At 74.5% G+C, this 23,003-nt stretch carries 22 protein-coding genes; 6 read left to right on the forward strand and 16 right to left on the reverse strand.

Annotated features, from left to right (window positions below):
- Positions 1-52: 52 nt before the first annotated feature.
- The 10 genes from O7603_RS04065 to O7603_RS04110 form a co-directional block, all read right to left on the reverse strand.
- Complete coding sequence (locus O7603_RS04065) at positions 53-1,582, reverse strand: alpha-amylase family glycosyl hydrolase (protein ID WP_281574341.1); 1,530 nt, start codon at positions 1,580-1,582, stop codon at positions 53-55.
- Positions 1,579-3,339 (reverse strand): xylan 1,4-beta-xylosidase, encoded by a 1,761-nt coding sequence (locus O7603_RS04070; protein WP_281574342.1) that lies wholly within the window; start codon positions 3,337-3,339, stop codon positions 1,579-1,581. The genes O7603_RS04065 and O7603_RS04070 overlap by 4 nt, the downstream gene beginning before the upstream one ends.
- Positions 3,340-3,341: 2 nt before the next feature.
- Positions 3,342-5,198, reverse strand: a complete 1,857-nt coding sequence (locus O7603_RS04075) for a xylan 1,4-beta-xylosidase (RefSeq protein ID WP_281574343.1) — start codon at positions 5,196-5,198, stop codon at positions 3,342-3,344.
- Between the two features lie 562 nt (positions 5,199-5,760).
- Positions 5,761-6,948, reverse strand: a complete 1,188-nt coding sequence (gene dinB / locus O7603_RS04080) for a DNA polymerase IV (protein ID WP_281574344.1) — start codon at positions 6,946-6,948, stop codon at positions 5,761-5,763.
- Between the two features lie 105 nt (positions 6,949-7,053).
- Positions 7,054-7,434: a hypothetical protein gene (locus O7603_RS04085; protein ID WP_281574345.1), complete on the reverse strand. Its 381-nt coding sequence runs from the start codon at positions 7,432-7,434 to the stop codon at positions 7,054-7,056.
- A 40-nt stretch (positions 7,435-7,474) separates the two neighbouring features.
- Positions 7,475-8,002, reverse strand: a complete 528-nt coding sequence (locus tag O7603_RS04090; RefSeq protein WP_281574346.1) for an N-acetyltransferase — start codon at positions 8,000-8,002, stop codon at positions 7,475-7,477.
- Between the two features lie 67 nt (positions 8,003-8,069).
- Positions 8,070-9,644: an FMN-binding glutamate synthase family protein gene (locus O7603_RS04095; protein WP_281574347.1), complete on the reverse strand. Its 1,575-nt coding sequence runs from the start codon at positions 9,642-9,644 to the stop codon at positions 8,070-8,072.
- A gap of 140 nt (positions 9,645-9,784) precedes the next feature.
- Positions 9,785-10,198, reverse strand: a complete 414-nt coding sequence (locus tag O7603_RS04100; RefSeq protein WP_281574348.1) for a VOC family protein — start codon at positions 10,196-10,198, stop codon at positions 9,785-9,787.
- Positions 10,199-10,325: 127 nt separating this feature from the next.
- Positions 10,326-11,459 carry an N-acetylmuramoyl-L-alanine amidase gene (locus O7603_RS04105; RefSeq protein ID WP_281574349.1) on the reverse strand — a complete coding sequence of 378 codons (1,134 nt, stop codon included), beginning with the start codon at positions 11,457-11,459 and terminating at the stop codon, positions 10,326-10,328.
- A gap of 161 nt (positions 11,460-11,620) precedes the next feature.
- The gene (locus O7603_RS04110; protein ID WP_281574350.1) at positions 11,621-12,313 is read right to left on the reverse strand and encodes an RraA family protein; all 693 of its coding nucleotides are present in this window, start codon (positions 12,311-12,313) and stop codon (positions 11,621-11,623) included.
- 245 nt (positions 12,314-12,558) lie between these two features.
- Here O7603_RS04110 and O7603_RS04115 point away from each other — a divergent pair, with 245 nt between their 5' ends.
- The 4 genes from O7603_RS04115 to O7603_RS04130 all read left to right on the forward strand — a co-directional run bounded on the left by O7603_RS04115 (position 12,559) and on the right by O7603_RS04130 (position 16,834).
- Positions 12,559-13,413, forward strand: coding sequence for an SPFH domain-containing protein (locus O7603_RS04115; protein ID WP_348651052.1), 855 nt, complete (start codon positions 12,559-12,561; stop codon positions 13,411-13,413).
- 162 nt (positions 13,414-13,575) lie between these two features.
- The gene (locus tag O7603_RS04120; RefSeq protein WP_281574351.1) at positions 13,576-14,571 is read left to right on the forward strand and encodes a hypothetical protein; all 996 of its coding nucleotides are present in this window, start codon (positions 13,576-13,578) and stop codon (positions 14,569-14,571) included.
- Between the two features lie 205 nt (positions 14,572-14,776).
- Positions 14,777-16,033, forward strand: a complete 1,257-nt coding sequence (locus tag O7603_RS04125; protein WP_281574352.1) for an MFS transporter — start codon at positions 14,777-14,779, stop codon at positions 16,031-16,033.
- Positions 16,034-16,051: 18 nt separating this feature from the next.
- A complete protein-coding gene (locus O7603_RS04130) occupies positions 16,052-16,834 on the forward strand; it encodes a maleylpyruvate isomerase family mycothiol-dependent enzyme (RefSeq protein WP_281576587.1) in 783 nt (260 codons plus the stop codon).
- Between the two features lie 15 nt (positions 16,835-16,849).
- Here O7603_RS04130 and O7603_RS04135 read toward each other — a convergent pair whose 3' ends face one another.
- The 3 genes from O7603_RS04135 to O7603_RS04145 form a co-directional block, all read right to left on the reverse strand.
- Positions 16,850-17,239: a VOC family protein gene (locus tag O7603_RS04135; RefSeq protein ID WP_281574353.1), complete on the reverse strand. Its 390-nt coding sequence runs from the start codon at positions 17,237-17,239 to the stop codon at positions 16,850-16,852.
- Positions 17,236-17,973 carry a hypothetical protein gene (locus O7603_RS04140; protein ID WP_281574354.1) on the reverse strand — a complete coding sequence of 246 codons (738 nt, stop codon included), beginning with the start codon at positions 17,971-17,973 and terminating at the stop codon, positions 17,236-17,238. Before O7603_RS04140 ends, O7603_RS04135 begins: the two co-directional genes overlap by 4 nt.
- Positions 17,974-18,182: 209 nt before the next feature.
- Positions 18,183-18,602, reverse strand: coding sequence for a YchJ family protein (locus O7603_RS04145; protein ID WP_281574355.1), 420 nt, complete (start codon positions 18,600-18,602; stop codon positions 18,183-18,185).
- A 213-nt stretch (positions 18,603-18,815) separates the two neighbouring features.
- Here O7603_RS04145 and O7603_RS04150 point away from each other — a divergent pair, with 213 nt between their 5' ends.
- The gene (locus O7603_RS04150) at positions 18,816-19,430 is read left to right on the forward strand and encodes a DsbA family protein (RefSeq protein WP_281576588.1); all 615 of its coding nucleotides are present in this window, start codon (positions 18,816-18,818) and stop codon (positions 19,428-19,430) included.
- 134 nt (positions 19,431-19,564) lie between these two features.
- On the opposite strand, the gene O7603_RS04155 is transcribed toward O7603_RS04150, so the two are convergent.
- Complete coding sequence (locus tag O7603_RS04155) at positions 19,565-20,332, reverse strand: SGNH/GDSL hydrolase family protein (protein ID WP_281576589.1); 768 nt, start codon at positions 20,330-20,332, stop codon at positions 19,565-19,567.
- 74 nt (positions 20,333-20,406) lie between these two features.
- Between O7603_RS04155 and O7603_RS04160 the strand changes: the two genes are divergently transcribed.
- Complete coding sequence (locus O7603_RS04160) at positions 20,407-21,120, forward strand: MBL fold metallo-hydrolase (RefSeq protein WP_281574356.1); 714 nt, start codon at positions 20,407-20,409, stop codon at positions 21,118-21,120.
- A gap of 39 nt (positions 21,121-21,159) precedes the next feature.
- Here the strand turns inward: O7603_RS04160 and O7603_RS04165 are convergent, their stop codons facing one another.
- The gene (locus tag O7603_RS04165) at positions 21,160-22,266 is read right to left on the reverse strand and encodes a magnesium and cobalt transport protein CorA (RefSeq protein ID WP_281574357.1); all 1,107 of its coding nucleotides are present in this window, start codon (positions 22,264-22,266) and stop codon (positions 21,160-21,162) included.
- Positions 22,267-22,353: 87 nt separating this feature from the next.
- A complete protein-coding gene (locus tag O7603_RS04170) occupies positions 22,354-22,986 on the reverse strand; it encodes a class F sortase (protein WP_281574358.1) in 633 nt (210 codons plus the stop codon).
- Between the last annotated feature and the right edge of the window lie 17 nt (positions 22,987-23,003).

Genomic DNA, 23,003 nt, shown 5'->3' on the forward strand with positions numbered 1-23,003 from the left:
GAGGGAACGGGGTGCGCCGGCGCCCGCACCGCCACCGGCGCCGAGCAGCCCGTCAGGCCAACCAGGCGGTCGCGCGGGCGGGCAGCTTGCCGTCGGCCGCCGTGCTGGCGAGGAGCAGCCGGTCGCCGTACGGGCGCCAGTCGACCGGCGCGTCACCGAGGTTGACCAGGCACGTCGGGCCGCCCGGCCCGCGCCGGAACGCGAGGCACTCCGCGGGGGCGTCCCGCCAGGCCAGCTCCGCCGGGCGGCCGCGCCACCAGGTGCCGCGCAACGGCAGGGCCGCCCGGGTCAGCGCCAGCGGCGAGGTCCGGTCGTGGCGCTGCCGGGCCACCGAGCGGCCACCCCACCCGGTGGGCTGCGGCAGCCAGGGGACCGAACCGGCCGGGCCGAACCCGTACGGCGGCGGGCCGCCCGTCCACGGCAGGGGCACCCGTGCGCCGTCGCGGCCCCGGTCCACGCCGCCGGAGCGCCGGTACACCGGGTCCCGGATGGCGTCGTCGGCCAGCGTCACCTCGGGGAGCCCGAGTTCGTCACCGGCGTACAGGTAGACCGCGCCGGGCAGCGCCAGCATCATCAGCAGCACCGCCCGCGCGCCGTCCGGCCCCCACCGGTCGGCGGCCCGCCGGATGTCGTGGCTGCCGTGCACCCAGGTCGGCAGCCGGCCGTGCCGGGTGGTCGCGTCGAGCAGCGCGTCGACACCGTCCCGCCACAGCTGCGCCCGCAGCGGCCAGTAGAGCGGGTCCATCGCGAACGCCTGCCCCAGCTCGTCCGGGCGCAGGTACGGCGCGAGCACCTCCGGCGGGCCCCAGGTCTCCGCGACCCCGAGCCGGTCGCCCGGGTACGACGCCAGCTCCCGCGCCCACCGGCGGTAGATGTCGTGCACCTCGTCCCGGTCGCTGTACGGCGCCGGATCCCCGGGCCGCCAGCCGTCCGGCAGCTCCGGGTAGGCGGGGTCCTTCGACAGTGAGCCGGCCGCGTCGAAGCGGACCCCGTCCACCCCGCGGTCCAGCCAGAACCGCAGGGTGGCCAGCGCGTCGGCGGCCACCTCCGGGTGCTCGTGCCGCAGGTCGGGCTGCTCGACGTCGAACAGGTGCAGGTACCACTCGCCGTCATCGAACGGCGCCCACGCCGAGCCACCGAAGATCGACCGCCAGTTGTTCGGCGGTTCCGTGCCGTCCGGCCCGCGCCCGGGCCGTACGTGGAACCGGGCGCGCTCCGACGAGCCGGGGCCGGCCGCCCGGGCGGCGACGAACCACGGGTGGGCCGAGGAGACGTGGTTGAGCACCAGGTCGATCACCACCCGCAGGCCGAGCCGGTGCGCGTCGGCGACCAGCCGGTCCACGTCGGCGAGAGCGCCCAGCCGCGGGTCGACGGCGCGGTGGTCCACCACGTCGTAACCGGCGTCGTGGTCGGGGCTGGGGTAGAACGGGGTCACCCAGACCGCGTCCACGCCCAGGGCGGCCAGGTAGGGCAGCCTCGACCGCAGGCCGGGCAGGTCACCGAGCCCGTCCCCGTCCGCGTCGGCGAAGGAGCGCAGGTACACCTCGTAGGTGACGGCCTCGCGCCACCACGGTCCGGTCATCGGGGGGTCACCTCCACCAGGGACAGCGACGGCATGGGCAGGGTCAGTGGCACCACCAGCCGGCCGTCGTCCGGCGTGACGGTCACCGGCGGCGCCGCGTCGGCGAGGAGATCGGCGGCGCGCAGCCCGGCCCACTGCTCCTCGGTGGGCCAGCCGTCGACACCGAGCCGGCGGGCGGTGGCGGCCAGGTTCGACGTCTCCTCGTCCAGTCGTCGGTGCCGCAGCGCGTAGGCCCCGCCGTCCAGCCCGCCGACCCGCAGCCGGACGGTACGACCCAGCCGGGCGCGCTGCGCGGGCCGGTCCAGCACCCCCTGGTCGAGCGTGCCGTTCCACAGCACCACGGCGACCCGGCCGGTGTCCGGGTCCACCGACGGCCAGGCCCGCACCAGCGTCCCGGCGCCGTCGCCGTCGAACCGGGCGGCCAACTCCACCGGCCCGAGCCGTTCGAGCATCCACAGTGCCCAGTACCGGGGCTTGGCCAGGTTGCCGACCGACAGCAACCCGAATCCGCCGTGCAGCAGGGCCGGCGGGCGACCCAGCTCCTCGAAGTGGTCGCTCGCCACCCAGCAGGCCAGGGCCGCCACCCGGCCGGCCGCCTCCCGCATGCCGGTGGCCACGAACGCGGCCGAGAGCACCGAGTCGTTCACCGGGGCGAAGTGGGTGGGGGAGGGTCCCCACTCGGTCCACCGCAGCGGAGTGCCGGTCTGACCGTGCCGGGCCAGCGCCGGCCGTAGGTCCAGCGGTGGACTGCCGTAGACGTGGGTGGATAGGAAGTCCAGCGGTGCGCCCGAGGCGTCGACATGGTCGAGGAACGGTTCGATCCACCGCGTCGCGGCGGTCGCCGGCCCGCCGACCGGGAGGCCGGGGCAGGCGTCGCGGACGGCGCGGGCGGTCACGTCGTACATCCGCAGATAGTCCTCGCGGCTGCCGGTCCAGAAACACTCCAGGTCCGGCTCGTTCCACACCTCGACCGCCCAGCGCCGCAGCTCGTCGTCGCCGGCCCGCTCCCGCAGGTGCCGGACCAGGTCGCCGACCAGCGCCGCCCACCGGTCCCAGTCACGCGGCGGGCTGGACACGCCGGCAGCGGTGACCTCCCGGGACGGGTCGCGGGCCAGCGCGCGAGGGACGAACGACAGCTCCAACACCGGGCGCAGGCCGGTCGGGGCGAGCGCGTCGAGCACCGCGTCGACGCCGGCGAAGTCGTGCACCGGCCGACCGTCGACCTCCCGGTAGACGCCCAGGTCGTCACCGAGGATGCCGTGCGCCCGGACGCGCTCCACACCCAGCTCGCGGTGGACCCGGCCGAGCGCGGCGGCCAGCCCGGCGCCCATCTCCTCGCCGCCCACCCGGTCGGCGCAGCGCAGCAGGCTCAGGTGCTCGGACCCGACCATGTCGCGCCACGGCCGGTGGACCGGCCCGACCGCGTCGGCCGCGTCCACGTCCACGTCGACCAGGCCGGCGCCGTCGGTCCATGCGGCGACCGGCACCGACGCCGGCCCGAGCGGGCCGGCGTCGGGGTGGTCCGGGTCGTGCACCGGCCGCACCGCGTACCGCACGGTCCGTCCGGGCTCCACGGTGGTGTCGGCGTACGGCGGGCCGGGCACCGCGAGCAGGTCGCCGCCCCGGTGGTCGACCACCCGGTACGGGCCGTCGCCGTCGGACCGGTGCACCAGGTAACCGACCGCGCCGGGAACGGGGTCCCAGTCGACGTCGACGTGCCCGCGCCCGGCCCGCGCCCGCGCAGGTGTGGCCGGCACGGTCAGCTCCCAGCCACCTCGACGAGCACCGCGCCCGGCTGCGGCAGGTGCAGCTCCACCACCGCGGTCCCGCCGTCCGTGACGGTCTCCACCTTCTCCACCGTCAGCGAGTCGACGGCGCGCAGCGCGTCCCACTGTTCCCCGACCGGCCATTCGGCGACGCCGAGCTGGTCGGCGAGCGTGGTGATGTCGCCGTGCGCGCGGTCGAGCCGGGTGACCGTGACGGTCCGACCGGCGGCGCTGTCGACGGCGAGGCGGATCCGCCGGGCCAGCGCCGGGTCACCGTCCCGCTTGGACTGGTCGAGGGTGGCGGCCCAGACCAGGATCGCCAGGCTGCCGTCGGCCCGCCGGCTGGCCCAGGTCTGCACCAGGCCGTCGGCGCCGTCACCGGCGGCCCGGACCGGCAGCTCCGTCTCGCCGAGCTGGCTGAGCATCCGCAGCGCGTGGTAGCGGGGCTTGGCGATCCCTCCGACGGTGATCAGGCCGAAACCGCCGTGCAGCAGCCGCGGCGGGCGGCCCAGCTCCTCGAAGTGGTCGCTGGCCACCCAGTAGGAGAGGGCGTCGACCCGGCCGGCGGCCGAGCGCATGCCGGTGAGCAGGAAGGTGGCCGCGGAGGTGCCGTCGTTGACCGGGTGGAAATGGGTGGGGGTGACGCCCCACTCGGTCCACAGAATCCGGGCGTCCGGGAAGCCGAGCCGCGCCAGGGTGGGGCGCAGGTCCAGCGGCGGGCTGCCGTACGTGTGCGTGGAGACGAAGTCGACCGGCGCGCCGGAGCGGCGGGCGTGCAGGAGCAGCGCGTCGACCCATCCGGCGGCGGCGGACGACGGCCCGCCGACGGGGATGCGCGCGTCGACGTCCTTGACCGCCCGGGCGGTGACGTCGTACAGCCGCATCCACTCGTCCCGGGTGCCCGACCAGAAGACCTCCAGGTTGGCCTCGTTCCACACCTCGAAGTCCCAGCCCAGCACCTCCTCGCCGTACCGGTCGAGCAGGTGCGCGACCAGGGCGCGGACCAGCTCCGCCCAGCGGTCCCAGTCCTTCGGCGGGGAGATGACGCCCCGGTACTGGAAGACCGTCCGCTCCGGATCGCTCGCGAGGTCGCGGGGCATGAACCCGATCTCGACGACCGGCCGGAGCCCGGTGGAGAGCAGCAGGTCGTAGACCCGGTCCACGCCGGTGAAGTCGATCACCGGCTCGCCGTTCACCTCGCGGTAGACGGCCAGGTCGTCGTGGAGGATCGAGTGGGCCCGGACGGTCTCGACGCCGACCTCGTCCCGGATCCGGCGCAGCGCGGCGAGCAGCTCGCCGCCGATCTCGCGGCCACCGGAGGTGTCCGTGCAGAGCAGTTGGGAGAGCCGTTCGCTGCCGATCATCGGCTGCCAGGGCCGGGCCAGCGGGGCGCCGTCGGCGGCCGCGTCGACGTGCAGCTCGACCGTGGGCGTGGCGTCGCCGGCGGGCAGCGAGGCGCAGCTCACCGGTGCGCCGAGCGGGCCGGTGACGGTGACCTCGGGTACGGCGGCCACCGCGTACGCGTACGGCTGGCCGGGCTCGCCGGTGGTGTCGACGTACCAGGTGTCGGGGACGGAGAGGACGTCGCCGCCGAGGTGGTCGACCGGCGTCAGCTCGCCCTCGGCGACGCCGTCACGCAGCGGCGCGCGGTGCACCAGGTAGCCCACCGCGCCGGGCACCGGCGACCAGGAGAGACGGACGTGAGCGACCCCGGCGACCGCGGTCAGTCCGCCGGGCGGCGCGAGGACGGGTGTGCCGTCCGTCGTGCCGTCCTCGTCGCTGCGCAGCGCGATGCGCGCCTCCCAGTCGGATCGGGCGTCGGCCGGCTGGTGGTCGCTGGTGCTCGTCACCGGGGGCACCTCCTGGTGTTCGCGTGGTCCGGTCCGAGCACTGTAACCGGTTTCTGTGCTCCTGGCGCCCCCGCGATCGGCACTTTTTCCCGCACCCTGATCCGGTTCGGTCCGCCCGCCCCACCACGCGTCGGCCACCCCGGCGCAACGCTGATCGCTTCCGGACGCTGCGGTCGGACGTCGCGTTTCTCCGCTCGGCCGATCCGCGGCCGGTGCCTCGCGGGGTCCGGCTCGCCCAGCGGCCCGGCACGCCCGACCTCAGGTGCGCCCTCGCTCGCAGGCGCGGCCGACCGTGGGCCGTCTTTCGCCGACGAACGCCGGCCGCCGGTGGGCCGTCTTTCGCCGACACGGCCGGCCGGTGGGCCGTCTGTCGCCGACGCGGCCGGCGCCCGCGCGACAACTCCGCGGGGCCTTTAGAGCTGAGTCGCCTGCGACATCGGGGATGAGTCGTTCACGACATCAGCTCTAAAGTCTCCAGACCGGCCTCCAACTCCTGCGCGTCGTGCCAGCTTGCCCTGGATCATCCACTTAACCTCGCCGGCCCGGCGCGTCCGCGTGCGGTTCAATCGGGCAGGCGCGGCATCTCCGGGTCGGTGTCCCGGCCGAGTAGCACCGCCCGGGTCAGCGCCTTCGCGCCGAACCGGTCGCGCACCGCATCGACGGCCGCGTCGAGGTCGGCGCCCGGGTCGCGGTCGAACGGGAGCGGCAACTGCACCGGGTTGTCGTCCAGGTTGGCCACCGCGACGCCGACCAGCGTGACGCCCCGCCGCTCGATCTCCGGCAGTGCCGCCCGCAGCAGGGCCCGGACGGCGTCGAGCACCGTCCGGGTGTCGTCGGTCGGCTTGACCAGCGTGTGCGACCGGGTGGCCCTGGTGTAGTCGGCGAAGCGCAGCCGGAGCATGATCGTCCGGCCGCTGCGGTCGGCCCCCCGCATCCGCCGGGTCACCCGGTCGACCAGCCCGGCGAGGATGGCGTCGAGGTCGGCGGGCGTGTGCGGGCCGAGGCCGAGCGCGTGCTGCGCCCCCATCGAACCGCGCCGGCGACCCACCTGCACCGGCCGCGGGTCGCGGTTGTGGGCCAGCGCGTGCAGGTGCCGCCCGGCGCCCTTGCCGAGCAGCGACACCAGGGCCGCCTCGCCGAGCCGGGCCACCTCGCCGACGGTGCGGATCCGCCGCTCGCGCAGCTTCGCCGCGGTGACCGGACCGACCCCCCACAGCCGCTCGACCGGCAACGGGTGCAGGAATGCCAGTTCGCCGTCGGGCGACACCACCAGCAGGCCGTCCGGCTTGGCCACGCCGCTGGCCACCTTGGCGAGGAACTTCGTGCGGGCGACGCCGACCGTGATGGGCAGGCCGACCCGCTCGCGGACCTCGCGGCGGAGCCGCGCCGCGATGTCGGCCGGCGGCCCGACCAGCCGACGCAGGCCGGACACGTCGAGGAACGCCTCGTCGACGGAGAGCCCCTCGACCACCGGCGTGGTCTGCCGGAAAATCTCGAACACGGCCCGGCTGGCCGCCGTGTACGCCGACATCCGGGGCGACACCACGATCGCGTCCGGGCAGAGCCGGCGCGCCTGACGGCCGCCCATCGCACTGCGGACACCGCGCGCCTTCGCCTCGTAGCTGGCGGCGAGCACCACCCCGCCGCCGACGATCACCGGGCGGCCGCGCAGCCGCGGGTCGTCCCGCTGCTCGACCGACGCGTAGAACGCGTCCAGGTCGGCGTGCAGGATGCTGGCCCCGGTCGACACGAACATATGTTCGCATGGCCGACGGCGATTGCGGCACTGACCTGCCGGAACATGCCGCGCCGAGGCGTGGCCGTAGGGCCGGGGGCGGTGGACGTCCGGCGACGGTCAGGCGACCCGCGGCGCCGGCACGATCGGCAGTTGGCGGCGGTGCGCGGGCGCCGCGGTCCCGCCGTCCTCCTCGGCCGTCCGCGCCGCCGGGACCGTGCCCCGGCGGACCACGGTCGCCCGGGGATCGGTCCGATCCGGTGGCGTGGAACCGGGCGGCGACCCGGCCGTGCGGCCGCCGGCGACCTGGGTGAGCAGCGACAGCAGTCGGGGTACGTCGCCGCTGGCCATCCGGAACGATCCCCGGCACACCGGGCCGCTCCACAGGGACAGCACCACGGCGTCCCGGTCGGGGTGGAAGCTGACCCGCATCGTCCGGTCCTCGCCCCGCGTGTCGGCGAACAGGTCACCGAAGGTGGGTATCGGCAGCACCTCTCCCATGACAACCAGAATGCAACAGTCCGGTCACCGTCGGGAAGGGTCAGAGCGCGCGGAACGGCTTCGCGTACGTGAACTCGCCCCGGATCGCCGGGTCCCACGCGGCGAGCGGGCGGGCCAGGAAGTACCGCGGCCCCCACGCGGCCACCGGCGGGGTGACGCCGAGGTCGACGGCGGGCCGGAACCCGAAGCGCGGGTAGTAGTCGGGGTGGCCGAGCAGCACCACCAGCGGCTCGTCGCGGGCGTCCGCGGCGCCGAGCGCGGCGTGCATCAACGCCGAGCCCACGCCACGGCGCTGCCACCCCGGCAGTACGCCGAGCGGACCGAGCCCCAGCGCGACCGGCTCGCCGGCCACCCACCCGCGGGTGCACACCACGTGCCCTACGACCTGCCCGCCGGCGTCGGTCGCCACCAGCGACAGGGCGGGCAGCCAGGCGTCATCGGCGCGTAGCGCGTCGACCAGGGAAGCCTCCACGGGAACGGTGTCCGGCGCGTCGGGCTTGGCGAAGGCGGCGGTGTGCACCGCGCGGACGGCGTCCACGTCGGCGGGGGTCTCACGTCTGATCAGCACCGGCCCACCGTAGGGGAGGCGGGCCTCCGCGGCCGCCGATTATCGACCGGCGACGGCGGACGGCCGATCAGCTCGCCGCGGTCGGCGACGGCGGGGCGCTGCCACCCTGGGGCGCCTCGCCGATCATCAGGCGGACGATCTCCGCGCGGTCCGCGGCCGACGGGAGCCCCCACTCCGGGTGGTAGCCGTACACCGCGTGCAGCGGGGTGGAGCCGGTACGGCCGTCGAGGACCTCCACGGCGCCGGTGTCGATCAGGCCGGGGTGCTCGACCCCGCACGCCTCGGCCACCTTCATGAGGTCGCGGCGCAGCGTCTGCACGTAGTTGGCCGCCCGCACCGACTTCAGCGCCGGGTCCAGGCCCCGGGCGAGCCAGGCGTTCTGGGTGGCGACGCCGGTCGGGCAGGTGTCGGTGTGACACTTCTGCGCCTGGATGCAGCCGATCGCCAGCATCGCCTCCCGACCCACGTTGACCAGGTCGCAGCCCAGCGCGAACGCCACCACGGCGTTGTCGGGCAGGCCGAGCTTGCCCGAGCCGACGAAGACCACCTGCTCGTGCAGACCCTGCTCGGCGAACACCTTGTACACGCGGGAGAAGCCCTGCTGGAAGGGGAGCGAGACCGAGTCGGTGAAGATCAGCGGGGCGGCGCCGGTGCCGCCCTCGCCGCCGTCCACCGTCACGAAGTCGACGCCGCGCCCGGTGTTCCGCATCAACTCGGTCAGCTCCCGCCAGAAGCCGAGGTCGCCGACCGCCGACTTGATGCCGACCGGCAACCCGGTCTCTGCGGCGAGCAGCTCCACCCAGTCCAGCAGGCTGTCGCAGTCGGAGAACTCCGCGTGCCGGGACGGGCTCACGCAGTCGCGCCCCTCCGGGACGCCGCGGGTCGCGGCGATCTCCGCGGAGACCTTCGCTCCGGGCAGCAGGCCGCCCAGGCTCGGTTTGGCGCCCTGGCTCAGCTTGATCTCCAGCGCGCGCACCGGCGCGCCGGCCACCAGCTCCTTCAGCCTGGCCAGACTGAACCGGCCCCGATCGTCCCGGCAGCCGAAGTACGCGGTGCCGATCTGGAACACCAGCTCACCGCCGTTGCGGTGGTACGGGGACAGCCCGCCCTCGCCGGTGTTCTGCAGGCAGCCGGCGAGGGCGGCGCCGCGGTTCAACGCCGTGACCGCGTTGCCGGAGAGCGAGCCAAAGCTCATCCCGGAGATGTTGACCACCGACTGCGGGCGGAAGGCGCCGGCCCGGCCACGGGCGGCGCCCAGCACCTTGGCGCAGGGCAGCCGCACCTCCTGACCCGCGCCGGGGGTCGACGGCGGGACGGCCCGGCCGAAGGTGCGGTGCTTGATGATCGGGTAGCCGGGGGTGTACTCGATGTCGTTGTCCGTGCCGAAGCCGAAGTAGTTGTTCTGCCGCTTCGCCGACGCGTACACCCACCGGCGCTGGTCCCGGGTGAACGGCCGCTCCTCGTTGTTGCCGGCCACGATGTACTGCCGCAGTTCGGGCCCGATCGCCTCCAGCAGATACCGGGCCCGGCCGAGGACCGGGAAGTTGCGCAGCAGCGCGTGGTCGCGCTGGATCAGGTCCCGCGCGGCGAGCGCCGCGAGCGCGGCCACGGCCGCGGGTACGGCTCGACGTGCCCATGTCATGCCCGCACTCTTTCCGCGATCGCCCTGGGGCAAACGGGGCGTGGGGGCCTGCCGTACGCCGACGTGCTCGTGGAAGCCCCGGGCCGGCCCGGACGGGCGGGCCCGGGGCGGGGAGCCGAGCGGGTAGCGACGGGGGCGGATCAGCCCTGCGGCGGGGTGATGTCCACCATCCACGGGACGCCGAACCGGTCGGTGCACATGCCGAACTCGTCGCCCCACATCTGCTTCTCCAGCGGCATGGTCACCACGCCGCCCTCGCTGAGCTGCTCCCAGTAGCGGCGCAGCTCGTCGGCGTCGTCGCCACTGAGGCTGATGGTCATGGTGCTGCCCGGGCTGTGCTCCATGCCCGGGGGAGTGTCCGACGCCATCAGCGTGAAGCCGCTGTCGGTCTCCAACTGGGCGTGCATGATCTGCTCGGCCAGGCCCGGCTCCTGGTTGCCGAACTCGCCGAACGTGTTCACCCGCAGCGAGCCACCGAAGACCCGGTGGTAGAACTCCATCGCCTCCCGGGCGTTGCCGGTGAAGCTGAGGTATGGGTTGAGTCGAGAAGCCACAGCACCCTCCTTGGTCGTGACCTGCGAATCGTCGCAGACCAGGAGGCGCTGGACAACGAACGGCGAGCGTGTTTCGGCGGGGGAGCGGCCGGGCGTCGGCCGTCCCCCGCCGTTCACCCGCTCCGGGTCAGCGGTGCCGGAACGACTGCCGGACCACGCCGCCGACGATGGCGCACCAGGTGCTGGTCGTCAGCTTCCCGTTGCGCGGCAGGCCGTGCAGCGCCTGGAGGTCCTTGACGGCCTTCCTGGTGACGTAGTCGTACTCGCCGGTGACGGTCACCTCGGCGTAGCCCTTGATGTTGAGAATGAACTGCACCGCGCTGACCGGCAGCCCGGTGGCGTGCCCGTCCAGCTCCGGCACCAGGGTCTCCCAGGTCTGGGGCGTGAGCGTCGCGTCGACGTCCACCGGGATGCCGTTGCGGTACTGCCAGTCCTGCACGGCGGCCACCGTCGCCGCGTCGAAGACGCTGTTGACCGGCACGGTGTAGCCCCGGTGGGCGAGCAGGTACTGCACGACCTGCACGGCCGGGGAGCTGACGAACCGCCACAGGTCCGGCCAGCGGCGGGCCGGCACGTCGGACAGGTCGGTGTCGAGGGCCGCGAACACCCGGCGGCGCAGCTCGGGGAACTGCCGGTAGAACGCGGCGCCCGGGCACTGCGTGTTGCGGAAGTCCCAGTGCCCGAAGATGTCGTGCGCGTGCAGCCCGTACTGGCGGCAGACCGCGACGCAGAGCTTGACCAGCGAGGTCAGCAGCGCCTTCGGGGGTGTCTCGGTGACGTACGTGCCCTCGTTCTCGATCCCGATGGCCCGCCCGTTCTCGCCGGGGCAGTGCGCCGAGATCATCTGCCGGTCGCCAGCCTGGAGCCGCTCCAGGCTGCCTCGTCGGCCCTCGAGCACGTAGCCGCCGCGGCTGACGGTGAAGTGCTGCCCGGTGTCGGACCAGCCGTTGCCGTCCATGTGCAGGTTCTGGCAGTCGCGCGCCAGCTTGACGGCCTGCGCCTCGGAGTAGTCGGTGACGTTCGGGAACGCCATGTGGTGCACGATGATCTTGTTGGTCGCGATGGCGCTGACCGACAGCGGGTCGGCCGGCGGGCGCGCGCCCCACTCGTCGCAGCTGATGATCCAGTCCAGGTCCGCCCCCGGGTCCGCCTGGGCGGTGGCCGGGAACGCGAGCTCGCTCCCGACGACGGCGACCGTGGCGGCGCCGAGGCCGGCCCGCAGCAGGGTGCGGCGGTCCAGTTCGGAATGGTCCACGTGCATGACATCTCCTCTGCGGCCAGGACGGCAGGGGGTGTGAAAAGTAGCTCCAGAGGCCGCGCGTGATGTGGAGGATATTGCCAGTCCTCGGTGTCGCGCTAGAGGTCGGACGTCGATCCCTGCCATGTGGATCGCGGCGACCGGTCCGACGCGTCGGCCTCCGGTCACTCCTCGATGGCCCCGCCGATCCGGCGCAGGTGGCGGCGGAACGTGTACGACGCGTCGGCCGTGCGCCGGGCCAGGTAGTCGTCGAAAGCCGTCTGTTCGCGAAGCGTCTCGCCGGACCTGATCCGCGCCGCCTGCTCCCGCTCGACCTGCCGGATCCCGGCCGCCGTGGCCAGCACCTCGTCGGCCCGGCCGGCAGCCACGAAGAGCACGCCGTCGTCGTCGCCGAACACCAGGTCGTCCGGGCCCACCTCGTGGTCGCCGACGCGGGCCGTCACCAGGGCCTCCGGTTCGCGGTCGTCGACCCGGACCGGGCCGGGCGGCAGGCTCCCGTAGCTGAACACCGGTAGCCCGATCTCGACCAGGTCGGCGGTGTCCCGGTGCAGCCCCCACACCACCAGACCGGTCACCCCGGCCGCGGCGGCCTCCAACACCACCAGGTCACCGACGCAGGCCTCGTCCGACCGGCCGCCGTTGTCGACCACCAGCACGTCGCCCGCCGCCGCCTGGCCGAACGCCTCGAGGAACACGTCCACGCTGCCGTAGTGCCGGGCCGGCCGCACCCGCCCGGCGATCCGCTGACCGGGCACCACGGCCCGGATCCCGGCCGGCGCGGCCCGCAGCGGCACCCCGAGGCGTACGCAGGCGTCCGCGACGAGCGGCGTGGTGAGGTCGGCGAAGCGCTCCAGCATGACGGTCCTCCAGGCGGCGCGGCGGGACGTCATCGTAAGGACGCGGACCGGGCGAACGGCGAGATCCAATCCCGTCGACCTGGCCCGCGACACGGCAGGACGGCGAGGGCGGGCGCGGGCGTTCCACCCGGCGCCCGTGGTGTGTCCGCGACCGGTCGGATCGTGCCGATCCGCAGGACTGTCGGACGGATCAGCGGGTATGCCGCGCCCCGGGACATCGGCGTCGTTCGGGGATCGGGGGTGCCATGGGAGCCGCCGTGGTGGTGGCCGTGGTCGTCGTGGTCGCGGTCGTGGTGGTCGTGCTGGCGCTCAGCATCCGCCTGGTGCAGCAGTACCAGCGCGGCATCGTCTTCCGGTTCGGCCGGGTGCTGGACGACGTCCGCCAGCCGGGACTGCACCTGATCGTCCCGATCGCCGACCGGATGGTGCGGGTCAGCATGCAGACCACCGTCATCGGGGTGCCCGCACAGGGCGCCATCACCCGGGACAACGTCACGCTCACCGTCGACGCCGTCGTCTACTACCGGGTGGTCGACCCGGTGAAGGCCCTGGTCAACGTGCACGACTACCCGGCGGCCGTGCTCCAGGTGGCGCAGACCGCGCTGCGCTCGGTGATCGGCAAGGCCGACCTCGACACCCTGCTCGGCGACCGGGACCGGATCAACGCCGAGCTGAAGTCGGTCATCGACGCGCCGACCGAGAAACCTTGGGGCCTGCTGATCGAGCGGGTCGAGGTCAAGGACGTCTCGCTGCCGGAGGGCATGAAACGGTCGATGTCCCGGCAGGCGGAGGCCGAACGGGAGCGACGCGCGCGGGTGATCGCCGCGGACGGCGAGTTCCAGGCGTCCCGCCGGCTCGCGGACGCGTCCCGAGCGATGGCGGCCACCCCCGGCGCGTACCAACTGCGGCTGCTCCAGACGGTGGTGGACGTGGCGGCCGAGAAGAACAGCACGCTGGTGATGCCGTTCCCGGTGGAGCTGCTCCGCTTCTTCGACCAGATCGCCCGGCCGCCCGCCGGCCAGCCGTCCGCCGCACCGGATCTCGGGCCGGTCAGCGAGAGCGTGGCGACCGCCGCCGAGGCCGACGGCACCACGCGCTGACCTCGTGGATCACGCGGCTGTGGCGTCTCGGGGAGGTGTTGACCGGGCTGTCTCGGCGACCACAACCGCGTGATCGACGAACGTGGTCGCGGGTTTGGGGTCCGGTGCGCGCGGGGTAGGGCGGGGTCGGAGACCTGACCGCCCCGTGTGGAGGACCGTGATATGAGAGACAACGTCAGCGACGCGGTGGGGGACGCCTTCCGCTCGGTGATGCTCTTCGTGCCCAAGGCCGTCGCCTTCGTGGCGATCCTCGTGGCCGGATGGCTGATCGCCAAGGCCGCGCTCAAGATCGTGGACAAGGTCCTGGAGCGGGTGGGCTTCGACCGCGCCGTCGAGCGCGGCGGCATCCGCCGGGCGTTGAGCCGCTCCCGGTACGACGCCAGCGACATCGTCGCCAAGCTCGTCTACTACGGACTTCTGCTGGTAACGCTTCAACTGGCCTTCGGCATCTGGGGACCGAACCCGATCTCCGACCTGATCGCCGGCGTGATCGCCTGGCTTCCCCGGGCGTTCGTCGCCATCGTCATCGTGGTGGTCGCCGCGGCCATCGCCAACGCCGTCAAGGACATCATCGGCGGCGCGCTCGGCGGCCTCTCGTACGGTCGGGTGCTGGCCACCGTCGCGTACGTCTTCCTGCTCGGCCTCGGCGTCATCGCCGCGCTCAACCAGATCGGCGTGGCCACCGCGGTGACCACCCCGGTGCTGATCGCCGTCCTGGCGACCCTCGGCGGGATCCTCGTCGTCGGTGTCGGCGGTGGGCTGGTCCGCCCGATGCAGAGCCGCTGGGAGTCCTGGCTGAGCCGCGCCGAGCACGAGTCCCGGCTGATCGCCACGCACGCGCGGGCGTACCAGGCCGGTCGCCGCGACACGGAGGCCGAACTGTCCCGGCCGGCGGCGGCCGACCCGGACCTCACCCAGCCGGTTCCCGCCGATCCGGACAGCACACAGGTGGTCACCCGGCCCGCCGACCCGGACGCCACGCAGGTGGTGCCGCGATCGACCGACCCGGAGGCCACGCGGGCGGTGCCCCGGTCGACCGACCCGGACGCCACCCAGGTGACCTCGACCGGCTCGCCGGTTCCCGGGCAGCGCGCCGCCGACGACAGCGAGGCCACGATGGTCATCCCGCCGGTGGAGCCGCCGACGGAGCGCCGCTGACGTTCGCCGTGGACGGGGTGGGACCGGAGGGTCCCACCCCGTCGCGTGTCACCGGGCCGTCGCGAATCCCTGGCCCGCCGACACCGCCGGCGACTAGCATCGCGGGCATGACTTGGCGATGTTGATGCCTCACTAGTGGCCGTTCCCGTGGGCCGCCGCGGGCGCCGTACCTCCGGCGTCCGATTCGTCCCCACGGGAAGGCCTCATGACTCTCACCTCCGCGCGCGTGCGCGACCGCGGCGTCCGCCGCCTGTCGGCGACCCTCTACGGGTACGCGTTCCTCAGCGAACTCGTCCTGCTCTACCCGGTGTACGCGCTGCTGTTCGCCGACACCGGGTTGTCGGTCTGGCAGATCTCCTCGCTCTTCGTTCTCTGGTCGGCCAGCGCGATCCTGCTGGAGGTGCCCTCCGGCGCCTGGGCCGACGCGGTGTCCCGGCGGCTGCTGCTGTGCCTCGCGCCGCTGGTGACCGCCGTCGGCTACGCCGTCTGGGTGCTGTCGCCGTCGTACCCGGCCTTCGCCGTCGGGTTCCTGCTCTGGGGCGCCGGCGGGGCGCTCGCGTCCGGCGCGCTGGAGGCGCTGGTCTTCACCGAGCTCGACCGCCGGGGCGCGGCCGGCCGGTACGCGCGGGTCATCGGCCGGGCGAAGACCGCCGAGATCCTCGGCGCGCTCGCCTCGACCGCGCTGGCCGGCCCGGTGCTCGCCGCCGACGGCTACCCGGCGGTCGGCGCGGCCAGCGTCCTCGCCTGCCTGCTGACCGCCGCCGTGGCCACCCGGTTCCCCGAAGACCGCACCACCACGTCGGCCGGCGACGGGGTGGGTGAGGACGACGACCTCGGCTGGTGGGCGAGCCTGCGCGCCGGCCTGGCCGAGGCCCGTGCCGTGTCAGCGGTGCGCGCGGCGGTGCTGTTGGTCGCCGGGGTCGCCGCCGTCTGGGGCGCCCTCGACGAGTACACCCCGCTGCTGGCCCGGGACACCGGCGTCGGCAGCCAGACGGTGCCGCTGCTGCTCCTGCTGGTGTGGGCCGGGGTGACCGTCGGCGGGCTGCTCGCCCCGGCCTTCGAGCGGCTCACCACCCGGGGGTACGCGGCCCTGCTCGGACTCGCCGCGCTGACCCTGGCCGGTGGCGCGCTGACCGGCCACCCGGCCGGGTTCGGTCTGATCGCGGTCGCCTTCTGCGCCTGCCAACTCGCCACCGTGCTGGCCGACGCTCGCCTCCAGGCACGCATCGTCGGGCCCAGCCGCGCCACCGTCACCTCGCTCGCCGGGATGGCCACCGACGTCACGATCATCGGCGTGTACGTCGGCTACGGCCTGGTCGCCACGACCGCCGGCAACGCGGTCGCGTTCGCCGTCTCCGCACTGCCGTACCTGCTGGTGGCGGTGCTGCTGGTGGCCGTGCGCACCCGAGCGACCGGTCGGCCGCCGGCCGGGCGCACCACGGTTGTCGGTGGCGGTGTCTAGGGTGACCGGGTGACCGCGATGAGCTTCGACGGCTGGTGCGACGAGATCGTCGCGCAGGCCGAGCTGATGGCCGCGCACCTCGCCGGTGCCGATCCGCGCACGCCGGTGCCGTCCTGTCCGGGCTGGACGGTCGGCCAGCTCGTGCGGCACGTCGGCGCCGGGCACCGGTGGGCCGAGGAGATCGTCCGCACCCGGGCGGCGACACCGCTGCCCGACACCGACCTGCGTGACCTGTCCGGGCACGCCGACGGCGATCCGGCGATCCTCGCGCCGTGGCTCGTCGAGGGCGCCGCCCAGCTCGCCGGCACGCTGCGTGCCGCCGGGCCGCGGGCCGAGGTCTGGACGCCGATCCCGGGCCGCACGGACGCCGCCTTCTACGCTCGCCGCTTCGCGCACGAGACCCTGGTGCACCGGGCCGACGCCGCGCTGGCGCTGGGGGTGCCGTTCGCCGCTGCGGAGCCGGTGGCCGTCGACGCGCTCGACGAGTGGATGGAGCTGGACTCGCTGCCGGTCATGCTCGAGTTCAAGCCCGAGCGGCGGGAGCTGCTCGGGCCCGGGCGCACCCTGCACCTGCATGCCACCGACACCGCGCCCGAGGCGGCGGCCGAGTGGGTGGTCGACCTCACCGGCGAGATCGGCACCTGGCGGCGCGCGCACGAGAAGGCCGCGGTCGCCGTGCGCGGGCCGCTCACCGAGCTGCTGCTCACCGTCTACGGCCGGCGCCCGCCGCACGACACCGTGCAGGTGCTCGGCGACCGCGGGCTGCTGGAGCTCTGGCTGGCGCGGGTCAGCTTCGGCTGACCCGCGCCGAGCCGGTCAGCCGTGCAGGTGCAGGAACGACCACTGGTGGCCGTCGAGGTCCCGGAACCCGCGCATGTAGAGCCTGCCGTCGTCCTGCCCCTCGCCGAGGGCCTCGCCGCCGGCCGCGACCGCCCGGTCGACCAGCTCGTCGACCCGCTCCCGACTGTCGGTGACGAGACCGACGATCACCTCGCGGCTGGTCGACGTGTCGGTGACCGCGACGCCGGTGTACTCGGCGAACGACGACGCGACGTGCAGCATCAGCTGGGTCGTCTCGTTGAGGGACAGCATGAGGGTGGTGCCGTCCGGCGCGGGCTGCTCGCCGGTGAACCCGATGGACCGGAAGAACTCGGCGGCCGTGCTGAGGTCGCGCACCGGCAGGTTGATGAAGGTCGTGATGGTCACCGCGGGTCTCCGTCCGCCTCGAGGAACTGCTTGAGCGCGGCGAGCCGCTCCCGCCAGTACGCCTTCAGCTCCGCAGCCTGCTCCGCCTCGGTCAGCTTCTCGTGTTGTACCGCCACCCGGGACCTGGTCTCGCCGACCGGCTCGAAACCGACCACGATCCGGGTGGGTCCACCGGCCCAGTCCGCGCGGAACGACTTCGGCGCGGTGGCCGTCCGCACCCGCACCTCGACGTCCGGCAGCCAGCGGGTGCGCAGCCCGTCGTCGGCGAACGCCGCGAAGAGCCGGTCCACCGGCACCGCCACCGTACGGCTGCCGCCCGCCGTGTAGCCGCCGCCGCGCCGCTGCCCGGGGGCGCGCAGCCCGCGGGCCTGCTCGTAGCCGACCGTGACCGTTTGCGCCCACCAGCCCGGCACCTCGTGCACGGTCACCAGCCAGCGGGCGATCTCGGTGTGCGTACGCGCGGTCGCCTGCCAGTCGTCGAGCAGACCGAACCACTCGTCCCAGCCCCGGCCGGTGCGGTCGCGCAGCAGGGCGTCGGCGATGCGCTCGGTCTGCTCGGCGGCCGCCGCCGGGGACGGCGTGGCAGGTGGCAGCCCGGCGGGCGGGTCGGCGGGCCGGTCCGGGGTGGTGGCCTCGGATCGGGCCAGCAGCTGCCGGCGGGCGGTGGTGTAGGCCTCGCCGGTCTTGTCCATCCGGCTGCGGACCCGGGCCTTGAACGATTTCTTGCTGGTCATCACATGCTCCCTGTCGACGGCACGGTCGCAGGGACTCACGCTCCCGTCGACCCCGCCGGAGTGGGGCATGTCGTGCTCGCCCGAGGGCTCTGGGCCCCCTTTGCCTCCGCGAAGCCGGTGGCGTGAGCACCGGGAGGGAGGTGAGGCGCAGGACTACGCCGCGGTCATCGTAGCGCCTGTCGGGGCTGGCACGCAGCCGTGACGCGGGATCAGGGGCGCTCGGCGTCCAGGTAGACCCAGCGGCCGCCCGCCCGCACGAACCGGCTGCGCTCGGTCTGCGTCCCGACCCGCCCGCCGGCCCGGTAGTGCGCCCGGAACTCGACCGTGCCGGTGCTGTCGAACAGACCGCCCCGGTCGGTGTCGACGATTTCCAGCCGGGTCCAGCGCTGAGCGGGGTCGAGGTCGAGCCGCGCGGGCCGGATGCTCACGTGCCAGCTGCGCAGCAGGTAGCTCGCGTCGCCCACGGCGAAGGCGCTGAACCGCGAGCGCATCAGCGCCTCGGCGGTCGCGGCGTCGGCCTCGCCCCGGTGCAGCGGGCCGCAACACTCGGCGTACGGCTGGCCCGACCCGCACGGGCAGGCCGGGTTCGCCTCGCCGGCCGCACCCCGTCGGTTTCCCCGCTTCGCCACCGCCTCATCCTGCCGCACCGGTGCCGACCGGCCCGGACAGGGCCGGCGCCGGCACCGGGACCGGTCCGGACCGGTGGACGGGTCCGGCCCCGCCGCCGAGCCCGAACGCGATTGGACCACTCACCGGGGCTCGGATCGGCTCTGCCACTGGGCCGATCCGAGCGGCAGGGTCGACCTGTGACCGACGATCGTCAGGAAGGACTGGAAGAGATCATGACGACGGCCGACATGTGGTTCGACCCGCGCTGCCCGTGGGCCTGGAACGCCTCGCGCTGGCTGCTGGAGGTGGAGCGGGTGCGACCGGTGGACGTGCGGTTCCACGTGATGAGCCTGTCGGTCCTCAACGACGGGCGGGAGGGGCTGGAGGAGTGGTACCGGGAGTGGCTCAGGCCCGGGATGGGGCCGGTGCGGGTGGCGGTCGCCGCCGAGCAGAAGTACGGCCCGGAGGTGCTGCGCGACCTCTACACCGCGCTGGGCAACCGGATCCACCACGAGCGGGCCCCGATCGGCCGGGAGTTGTACGTCGCGGCGCTGACCGAGGTGGGGCTGGCTCCCGACCTGGCCGACGCTGCCGGGTCCCCCGACCACGACGCGGCGCTGCTGGCCAGCCACCAGGCCGGCCTGGAGCCGGTGGGCGAGGACCTGGGCACCCCGACCATCCACGTCACGGTCGACGGGCGGCGGACGGCCTTCTTCGGCCCGGTGGTGGCGCCGATCCCGCGTGGCGAGGACGCCGGCCGGCTGTGGGACGGCGTGCTGCTGGTCGCGGGCACCGACGGGTTCTTCGAGCTCAAGCGCGCCCGCACCCGGGCGCCGATCGAGCGCTGAGGCGAGCCGGCTGCGGGCCACCGGACGAGCGCCGCGGCGAGCCGGCTGCCTGTCCACCGGCCGGGCGCGGAAGCGAGCCGGCTGAGCTGACGCCGACGCCCGGCTCCGCGGGCAGGTCGGCCGCGGCCGGCCCGTCAGTCCAGGTCGACCGGCAGCGGCACCGGGCGCTTGGCCGCCCGGTCGTCCCCGGACGAGCGGCCGCGCAGGTGTCGGGCCAGCCACGGCAGCAGATGCCGCCGGGTCCAGGCCAACTCGGCGCGGACCACCTCCGGCCGGCGTCGGCGCGGCGCGACGGCCAGCGGGTGGGACCAGGAGTCGTCGGTGCCGGGCAGGCCGGCGGTGTGCGCCAGGGCGGCGGCAATCCGTTCGTGCCCGGCGCTGTTGGCGTGCAGCCGGTCGTCGCTCCAGAGCCGCGGGTCGGAGGCGACTGGGTGGGCGCCGAGGTCCAGCAGGGTGGCACCGGTCCGTGCGGTGACCGCCCGCAGCGCCGCGTTCAGGGCGAGCACCCGGCCGCGTAGCGGACGGGCGATCGGCATCACCGGCGCCGGGTCGGGCAGGGTAAAGGTGAGGACCGTCGCGCCCTGCGCGACCAGGGCCTCCTGCATCGCGCCGACGTCCGTGGCGATCCGGTCGACGTCGAACGTCGGGCGGAGCACGTCGTTCATCCCCGCGACCACGGTCGCCAGGTCCGGAGCGAGGTCGAGTGCCACCGGCAGCTGCTCGGCCCGGATCCGGGCCGTCGTGCGCCCCCGCACCGCGAGATTGGCATACTCCAGACCGCCCTGCGCCCGCGCCACCGCCAGGGCGAACCGGTCGGCCCAGCCCCGGTAGCCGCCGGCCTCGTCCGGGTCGTCCAGGCCCTCGGTGGTGCTGTCGCCGATCGCCACGTACCGCTGCCACATCACGTCGGCGAGGGTAACCAGGACCTGCTGCCCGACCGCGCCGAGGTTTGCCCCCCGTTCGTAGGCTCGACGTCATGTCGCGATCACCCGCCGTCGCGCTCGCCCCCGGTGTCTGGCGCATCCCCACCGCCGGCCGCGCGCTGGTCAACTCGTACGCCCTGGTCGACGACGACGGCAGCGTCACGCTGGTCGACTGCGGGCTGAAACGCGCGCCGGCCCGGATCGTGCGCGGGCTCGCCGCGATCGGCAAGGCCCCGGCCGACGTCATCCGGATCGTGCTCACCCACGCCCATCCGGATCATGCCGGCGGCGCGGCCGAGCTGGCCCGGCGCACCGGCGCCCCGGTCGCCGCGCACGCCGCCGACGTCGGCTACGCGCGGGCGGGCCACTCCCCGCCCCGGGACGCCACGGTGACCGGGGCCCGGCTCTTCGCCCGGCTCGACGGCGGCGGCCGGTTCCCGGCCGTCGAGGTGGCCCAGCAGCTCGCCGACGGGGACGTGCTGCCGATCGCCGGCGGCCTGCGGGTGGTGCACACCCCCGGCCACTCGCCGGGGCACGTCTCGTTGCTGCACGAGCCGACCCGGTTGCTGATCACCGGGGACGCGCTCTTCAACGTCGCCGGCATCCGCTGGCCGATCAAGGTGCTCTGCAGCGACTTCCGGATGACCCAGCGGACCGCGCACGTCCTCGGTGAGCTGGCGTACGACATCGCCGCCTTCACCCACGGCCCTGAGCTCACCGACAACCCCCGCGACCGCATCCGCGCCTTCCTGCTCCGGCAACCCTGACCGGCCGGGACCGGGCGGCGGGACGGCGTGGGTCCGGGCTCAGAGCCAGCCGGAGCGGCGGAACAGCCGGTACAGGGTGAGCGCGGCCAGCGCCATCAGGCCGAGCGCGAACGCGTAGCCGTAGCGCCACTCCAGCCCGGGCAGGGTGGCGAAGTTCATGCCGTAGATGCCGGCGATGCCGGTCTGCGCGGCCGCGATGGCCGCCCACGCCGCGATCTTCCGCATGTCGTTGTTCTGCTCGACCGCGAGCTGGGCCAGCCGCGACTGCACGATCGAGGTGAGCAGGTCGTCGTACGCGGCGACCCGGTCGACCGCCCGGGCCAGCCGCGCGTCCACGTCCACGAACCAGCGGTGCAGGCCCCTCGGCGGGTCGGTCGGATGCCCCTCGACCAGGGTCCGCAGCGGCGCCTGCAACGGCAGGACCGCCCGCTTGAACTCGACCACCTCGCGCTTCAGCTGGTAGATGTGCTGGATGTCGGCGCCGCGATCCCGCGCGAAGACACTCTCCTCGACCCGTTCCAGGTCCCGCTCGACGTGGCCGGCGACCTCCAGGTAGAGGTCGACCATGCGGTCGCAGACCGCGTACGCCACGGCCCACGGGCCCTCGGCCAGCAGCGCCGGGCGCTGCTCGATGTCGGCCCGCACCATGCTCAGCGCGCCGGAGGCGCCGTGCCGGACGGTGATCACGAACCGGTCGCCGAGGAACACCATGACGTCGCCGGTGTCGATCACCTCGGAGCTCTCGGTAAGCTCGGCGTGCTCCACGTAGCCGGCGGTGCGCAGCACCAGCAGCGTCACCTCGCCGTGCCGCTGGACGGCCGGCCGGTGGCCGTCGGCGAGCGCCTGCTCGACGGTCAGCTCGTCGAGCCCGAAGACCCGGCCCACCGCGGCCATCACGGCGGGACCCGGCTCGTGCAGGCCGAGCCACACGAACGCGTTGCGGCCGCGCCGGCCGCGGGCGTACGCGTCGGCGTAGTGCGGGCGACCGGGTTCGCGCCGGCCGTTGACGTAGACCGCGCAGTCGACGACCGCGTCCGGGTTGGACCGCCGCGGCGCGGGGATGTCGGCGGACGACCGACCGAGCAGCCGGTCGACGAGGGCGTGCAGGCCCCGACCCGATCGGACCCGTACCGGTCGCTGATCCACCGCCCACCTCCGCGTCGCCGGGACTGCCGGCCTACGGTACGCGGATCGGGCGGCCGACGCGGTCGCGGAGCCCGGCGGGAACAGCGGTCAGCCGGTCCGGGTGGCGAGGACGACCACGTTGTCGACGTAGTTCCCGGTGCGCGCGTCGAACCGGCCGCCGCACGTGATCAGGCGCAGCGCGGGCACGTCCGCCGGGCCGTAGACGAGGGTGCTGGGGAAGCGGTCCTTCGGGTACGCGCCCACACCGTCCACGGTGAACGTCGCGACGCTCGTGTCGGCCCGGGTGACCCGGATGGTGTCGCCGGCGCGCAGGCGGCCGAGGTCGAAGAAGACGGCCGGGCCGGCCTTCGAGTCGACGTGTCCGACGAGAACCGCGTTGCCGGCCTCGCCGGGGCTGACCCCGTGCCGGTACCAGCCGGCGAGGCCGGGCCGGTCCAGGGGCGGCACTTCCAGCACGCCGGCGGCGTCCGTGCCGACCGGAACGACCTCGGCCCGTACGCCGATGGCGGGGATCTGCACCCGTGTCGGCGCGGCGTGGGGGAGAGGCGGCAGGTCCGGCGCCGGGTGGGTGCGGCGGGGCGTGGCGTGGCCGGGTTGCGGTGGGCGGGTCGGGTCGGCGGTCAGCCCGACGGTGACCAGTCCGAGGCCGGTGACCCCGAGCAGGGTGACGACCGCGACGGCGGGAGCCGTCCGGCGTCCGATCGCGCCACGCCACCACACGTGCCCACCTCCGTGCC

This window comes from Micromonospora sp. WMMD812, assembly GCF_027497215.1.
Lineage (GTDB): Bacteria > Actinomycetota > Actinomycetes > Mycobacteriales > Micromonosporaceae > Micromonospora.

Bases quoted from the DNA above. Each gene is read 5' to 3' on its own strand.
- O7603_RS04115 (WP_348651052.1), top strand. From the start codon at position 12,559: ATGGGAGCCGCCGTGGTGGTGGCCGTGGTCGTCGTGGTCGCGGTCGTG.
- O7603_RS04110 (WP_281574350.1), bottom strand. From the start codon at position 12,313: ATGCTGGAGCGCTTCGCCGACCTCACCACGCCGCTCGTCGCGGACGCC.
- O7603_RS04065 (WP_281574341.1), bottom strand. From the start codon at position 1,582: ATGACCGGACCGTGGTGGCGCGAGGCCGTCACCTACGAGGTGTACCTG.
- O7603_RS04155 (WP_281576589.1), bottom strand. From the start codon at position 20,332: ATGTGGCAGCGGTACGTGGCGATCGGCGACAGCACCACCGAGGGCCTG.
- O7603_RS04095 (WP_281574347.1), bottom strand. From the start codon at position 9,644: ATGACATGGGCACGTCGAGCCGTACCCGCGGCCGTGGCCGCGCTCGCG.
- O7603_RS04160 (WP_281574356.1), top strand. From the start codon at position 20,407: ATGTCGCGATCACCCGCCGTCGCGCTCGCCCCCGGTGTCTGGCGCATC.
- O7603_RS04140 (WP_281574354.1), bottom strand. From the start codon at position 17,973: ATGACCAGCAAGAAATCGTTCAAGGCCCGGGTCCGCAGCCGGATGGAC.
- O7603_RS04085 (WP_281574345.1), bottom strand. From the start codon at position 7,434: ATGGGAGAGGTGCTGCCGATACCCACCTTCGGTGACCTGTTCGCCGAC.
- O7603_RS04150 (WP_281576588.1), top strand. From the start codon at position 18,816: ATGACGACGGCCGACATGTGGTTCGACCCGCGCTGCCCGTGGGCCTGG.
- O7603_RS04120 (WP_281574351.1), top strand. From the start codon at position 13,576: ATGAGAGACAACGTCAGCGACGCGGTGGGGGACGCCTTCCGCTCGGTG.
- O7603_RS04125 (WP_281574352.1), top strand. From the start codon at position 14,777: ATGACTCTCACCTCCGCGCGCGTGCGCGACCGCGGCGTCCGCCGCCTG.
- O7603_RS04105 (WP_281574349.1), bottom strand. From the start codon at position 11,459: ATGCACGTGGACCATTCCGAACTGGACCGCCGCACCCTGCTGCGGGCC.
- O7603_RS04130 (WP_281576587.1), top strand. From the start codon at position 16,052: ATGAGCTTCGACGGCTGGTGCGACGAGATCGTCGCGCAGGCCGAGCTG.